Origin of the sequence: Mesorhizobium sp. M1E.F.Ca.ET.063.01.1.1, assembly GCF_003998155.1 — a bacterium.
GTDB lineage: Bacteria > Pseudomonadota > Alphaproteobacteria > Rhizobiales > Rhizobiaceae > Mesorhizobium.
Window position 1 is genome coordinate 1 of the sequence record NZ_RZSC01000517.1, and the last position, 4,341, is coordinate 4,341.

The window sequence follows — 4,341 nt, forward strand, 5'->3', positions numbered from 1 at the left end:
GGGGCCGCCGCAGAAGCATCGGCGTCGTCACCTCCAGCTATCAAAGTCCGACCCTGGGGCGCCCGGTCGCCCTGGCGCTCATCGAACGGGGCGCCGCGCGGCATGGCGAAACGATCGACGTTCAACATCTCGGCGTCGTGCGGCAAGCAACCATAGTCCCGCCCTGCGCCTTCGATCCGGAAGGGAGGCGCCTGCATGCGTAACCTGGCCGACAAGTGGCCGGCGGCGCCCGACTGGACCGCTGCGGTGTTGAACAAGGGCGGCGTCAGCGTGCGCACGCTGGGCGGGCTGAACCAGCTCCTGGTCAGCGGCCACCTGGCGGCCTGGTCGAAAGGCTCGGGACTTGCAGGCGAGGGCGTGGGCGCCGGTGCAGTCGCGAGCGGCGACAACTACATGGTGCGGATCGCGCGCGATCGCATTCTTGCCGTTGGAGAACGGCCGTTTTCTATCGCGGCCGGCTGGCACGAAGCTGGTTTCGCGGTTTCCATCGTGGATGCCGGGTTGCATGTGTTCGAGGTCGAGGGGCCGGGTCTGGCCGGTCTGGTCGCAAGGGGCACGACGCTCGATCCGGACCAGACAAGCCGCTCGGCTTCGGTGCTTTTTGCCGGCGTCAATGTGCTCTTCTATCGTTTCGGCAACCCCAACCGGGCGCGTCTCCACGTCGACCGCGGTTTCGCGCCCTATCTTTGGGAATGGCTCGAACAATCGGCAGCGTTGTAGCGGTTCGCTTTCAGGTTTATCTAGCCGCGGTTAAGTTAAATGTTGCCTGGCTCGCTATGCTCTCCGATTCCAGTGTTGAAGACGTCGTGCGCCGGTCCGGTCTGACCGGCAACACCAAGGTGACGCGCGAGGACTGGATGAAGCTCGCGCTGGAGACGCTGATCTCAGAGGGCGTCGAGGCCGTGCGCGTGCTTGCGCTCGGGCAGAAACTGAACGTCTCCCGCTCCAGCTTCTACTGGTATTTCAAGAGCCGCCAGGACCTGCTGGATCAGCTTCTGGACCATTGGCGCAACAACAACACCCGTTTCATCGTCGAGCAGGCGGGCCGGCCCGCCGCGTCGATAACGCAGGCCGTGCTCAACGTCTTCGAGTGCTGGCTGGATGAGGCGCTGTTCAATCCGCGGCTGGATTTCGCCGTGCGCGCCTGGTCGCGCCAGTCCGCCGAAGTGCACCGGATCGTGACCGAGGAGGACGACGCGCGCGTCGATGCCATCCGCGCGATGTTTTCAAGGCACGGCTATGAAGCCACGGAAGCATTCGTGCGGGCGCGCGTGTTGTATTTCACGCAGATCGGCTACTACTCGCTCGAGATCGTCGAGCCGGTGAGCAACCGTCTGTCGCTCACACCGGCTTACCTGCTCACGCACACGGGCGAAGCACCTCGCAAAGGAGAGGTGGAAGCCTTTGCCGAAAAGGTGCGGCGGCGCACCGCGCAGGCGGGCAGACCCGACTGATCGACGCCGCGGAGCGCCGCGCACCACCCTCGCCTCAATTCAGATTGCGTGAAACTCCTTGGCGGCTCACCCGGCAGTCGACATAAAATCACGCGACAGGCTACTATTTTGCGCGGGCGCCTAAACAACTAATCCCCGCTGACGTCACGCTCGACTGGTTCGTCTCTGGCCGGTCCGCCGGCATCGCCGGTCGCGCTGCCACTTCACCGAGGTCGACATGCCCAACATGTCCGACAGCACATAGCTTTGCGGGGCAAGGGTCCGTCGGGATCGAGATCGCGGCTGTGCTCGCCCGTGCTCCAGGCGCGGCCGGTGATCTGCGGAACGATCGCTTTGGCGGCCGGCGATTTCAGTCTTCCATCATCGTAAGCCGCGCCCGCGGCACGACGTCGCCAGCGACGCGAATGCTGGCTTCGTACGCGTCGTTTCTCCCGGTCGACCACGATTATCCGCTTGGCAAGCCGCACCGCTCCGGGACAAACTGATCAATCTGCGTGCCAGCCTCGAGGAGGATCCGAATGAACGCCAATGTCTTTTCCGGCTGCATGCCGGCGCTGATGACGCCTTGCACGAATGATCGCCTCCCCGACTTCGACCCGCTCGTGCGCAAGGGACGCGAGCTGATCGCCGCCGGCATGTCGGCGGTCGTCTATTGCGGCTCCATGGGCGATTGGCCATTGCTGAGCGACGAGCAGCGCATGGAAGGCGTCGAGCGGCTGGTGAAAGCCGGCGTGCCGGTGATCGTCGGCACCGGAGCGGTCAACACCGCCAGTGCCGTAGCCCACGCCGCCCATGCCCAGAAGGTCGGCGCACGCGGCCTGATGGTGATCCCGCGCGTCCTGTCGCGCGGACCGTCGGTGACGGCGCAGCGCCACCACTTCAAGGCGATCCTCGCCGCCGCCCCCGACCTGCCGGCTGTCATCTACAACAGCCCTTATTACGGCTTTGCCACGCGCGCCGATCTGTTCTTCGCGCTGCGCGCCGAACATCCGAACCTGGTTGGCTTCAAGGAGTTCGGCGGACCGGCGGATTTGCGCTACGCGGCGGAAAACATCACCAGCCGCGATGATGAGGTTGCGCTGATGATCGGCGTCGACACCGCCGTCTTCCACGGTTTCGTCAATTGCGGCGCCTCCGGCGCCATCACCGGCATCGGCAACGTGCTGCCGAAGGAAGTGCTGCATCTCGTGGGTCTCAGCCGGGCGGCGGCGAAGGGCGACGCCGAAGCGCGCCGGCTGGCGCTGGAGCTGGACGCCGCGCTTGGCGTGCTCTCGTCCTTCGACGAGGGTCCGGACCTGGTGCTCTATTTCAAGCACATGATGGTGCTCAAGGGTAACCCCGAATACCGGCTTCACTTCAACGAGACGGACGCCCTGACCGACAGCCAGCGCGGCTATGCCGAGGCCCAGCTCAAGCTGTTCGACGCCTGGTATGCCCAGTGGTCGAGGCAGCCTGCTATGGCAAGATACGCTGCCTGACCGGCCTGCATGGCGGCGGGGAGTCACCTGAACCATCCGCGCTCCCTCCGCCATCGCTGCATGGCACATACGCGACGCGGATGAGGATAGGGAGGCGGTGGAGGCGATCTATGCCCATCACGTCCTCCACGGCCTGGCCACCTTCGAGACGATGCCGCCACAGGCAAGCGAGCTGGAAGCCAGGCGCGAGACGGTCGTTTTGGCCGGCACAGCTGGGCGCCAGACCGATCCGTCTCCGATCACCTGTGCACGGGTAGATGCGGAAGGTCCGTTGGGTAACAGTTTTTGGTGTCGCTCGCCTTTGTCCGGCATGCCGCGCCGGACCAATGATCAGCAGGCAACTGCTGGCACCCCGCAATGATCAATGTCGCAGCCAGCGTGATCAAAGCGGGCATGCTTCGCATCAGAGACCCTCCAACTGGCGGAGCTTTCTCATCCACAATGACAGCCGAAGTCTCCACGCTTTTTGTTTTCATCTTTTCTGTTCCCATAGTCTTTGGTTAAATTTGGATTGATCTGCAGCACCGCTCAGCAGTAAAGCGATATAGGGGTATCTTATGGGGATCGCCTTCGCCTTCTTTGAGCCAGATCAAATCTGCCTCCGCGAGCCGCTGTGTAGGATTTAGCTGATGCTTCTGGGAGAAGCGCCGAGACCTGTTGGAGCTGCTACCGCTCAACGAACTCCGACTTCGCCTTTCGTTTCCCGAACGACTTTGGAGTTGGCGGATGGTTCCCAATCTCGCCGCCAGGGGCTCCGGTGGGATCTGCCTGCTTGATCCAAGGACGGCAACCAACCCTGCAAGTCGGACACGACCACGGCGAGGATGCCGACCACGACGGCGTTCCAAGTAAGAATTGGGTCGCTGCTGCCTTCTCAGCCTACCAGCAAACCCTCGAAAGCTTTCTCGAACACCTTGGCCATTTCGGCGTAACCGTCATCGGACGGATGCAGGCCGTCGCCGCAATCGAAGGCGGCGAGCAGCCTGGACGGATTGGCAGGATCGGCCAGCGCGCGCTCGAAATCGACGACGACATCGGCTTCGCCGGATGTCCTGATCCAGGCGTTCACCGCCTGTCGGTCGCGCTCCTTGAACGCCGAGTAGAAGGTCTTTAGCGGCAGGCCCTCGAACGCGCCGCCGAAAGGCGGCAGCGTGCCGAGCAGCACCTTGATGCCGTTGAGGCGGGCGCGGGCGATGATCTGCCGGTAGGCCGCGATCAGGCTTTCGACAGCGACTGCCTCTTGGCTTCCGGCAAGCATGGTTTCCGGCCAGCCGATGTCGTTGATGCCTTCCAGCACCGAAATCCATTTGACGTTCGGAAAGCTCAGCACGTCGCGGTCGAAGCGGGCGAGCGCGTTAGCGCCGCGGGCACGGCTGGCGAGCACGCGGTTGCCGCCGATCCCCTGGTTG

6 protein-coding genes are annotated in these 4,341 nt (G+C 63.8%); 5 read left to right on the forward strand and 1 reads right to left on the reverse strand.

The features are described 5' to 3' along the window. The 5 genes from EOA29_RS26810 to EOA29_RS26835 form a co-directional block, all read left to right on the forward strand. Positions 1 to 203 (forward strand): glycine cleavage T C-terminal barrel domain-containing protein (locus EOA29_RS26810; protein ID WP_145969813.1); only part of this gene is annotated, 203 nt, incomplete at its 5' end. After that, entirely contained in the window at positions 196 to 720 is a 525-nt protein-coding gene (locus EOA29_RS26815) for a hypothetical protein (protein WP_126092015.1), read from the forward strand. The genes EOA29_RS26810 and EOA29_RS26815, both read left to right, overlap by 8 nt. A gap of 56 nt (positions 721 to 776) precedes the next feature. Continuing rightward, positions 777 to 1,454: a TetR/AcrR family transcriptional regulator gene (locus EOA29_RS26820; RefSeq protein WP_126092014.1), complete on the forward strand. Its 678-nt coding sequence runs from the start codon at positions 777 to 779 to the stop codon at positions 1,452 to 1,454. A gap of 518 nt (positions 1,455 to 1,972) precedes the next feature. Continuing rightward, complete coding sequence (locus EOA29_RS26830; protein ID WP_126092013.1) at positions 1,973 to 2,932, forward strand: dihydrodipicolinate synthase family protein; 960 nt, start codon at positions 1,973 to 1,975, stop codon at positions 2,930 to 2,932. A gap of 97 nt (positions 2,933 to 3,029) precedes the next feature. Next, complete coding sequence (locus EOA29_RS26835; RefSeq protein WP_126092012.1) at positions 3,030 to 3,293, forward strand: hypothetical protein; 264 nt, start codon at positions 3,030 to 3,032, stop codon at positions 3,291 to 3,293. Between the two features lie 513 nt (positions 3,294 to 3,806). Here EOA29_RS26835 and EOA29_RS26840 read toward each other — a convergent pair. Then, a partial coding sequence (locus EOA29_RS26840; protein WP_245468550.1) for a GDSL-type esterase/lipase family protein occupies positions 3,807 to 4,341 on the reverse strand: 535 nt, incomplete at its 5' end.

Coding starts and splice junctions, on each gene's coding strand:
- EOA29_RS26815 (WP_126092015.1), top strand. CDS start 196: ATGCGTAACCTGGCCGACAAGTGGCCGGCGGCGCCCGACTGGACCGCT.
- EOA29_RS26830 (WP_126092013.1), top strand. CDS start 1,973: ATGAACGCCAATGTCTTTTCCGGCTGCATGCCGGCGCTGATGACGCCT.
- EOA29_RS26820 (WP_126092014.1), top strand. CDS start 777: ATGCTCTCCGATTCCAGTGTTGAAGACGTCGTGCGCCGGTCCGGTCTG.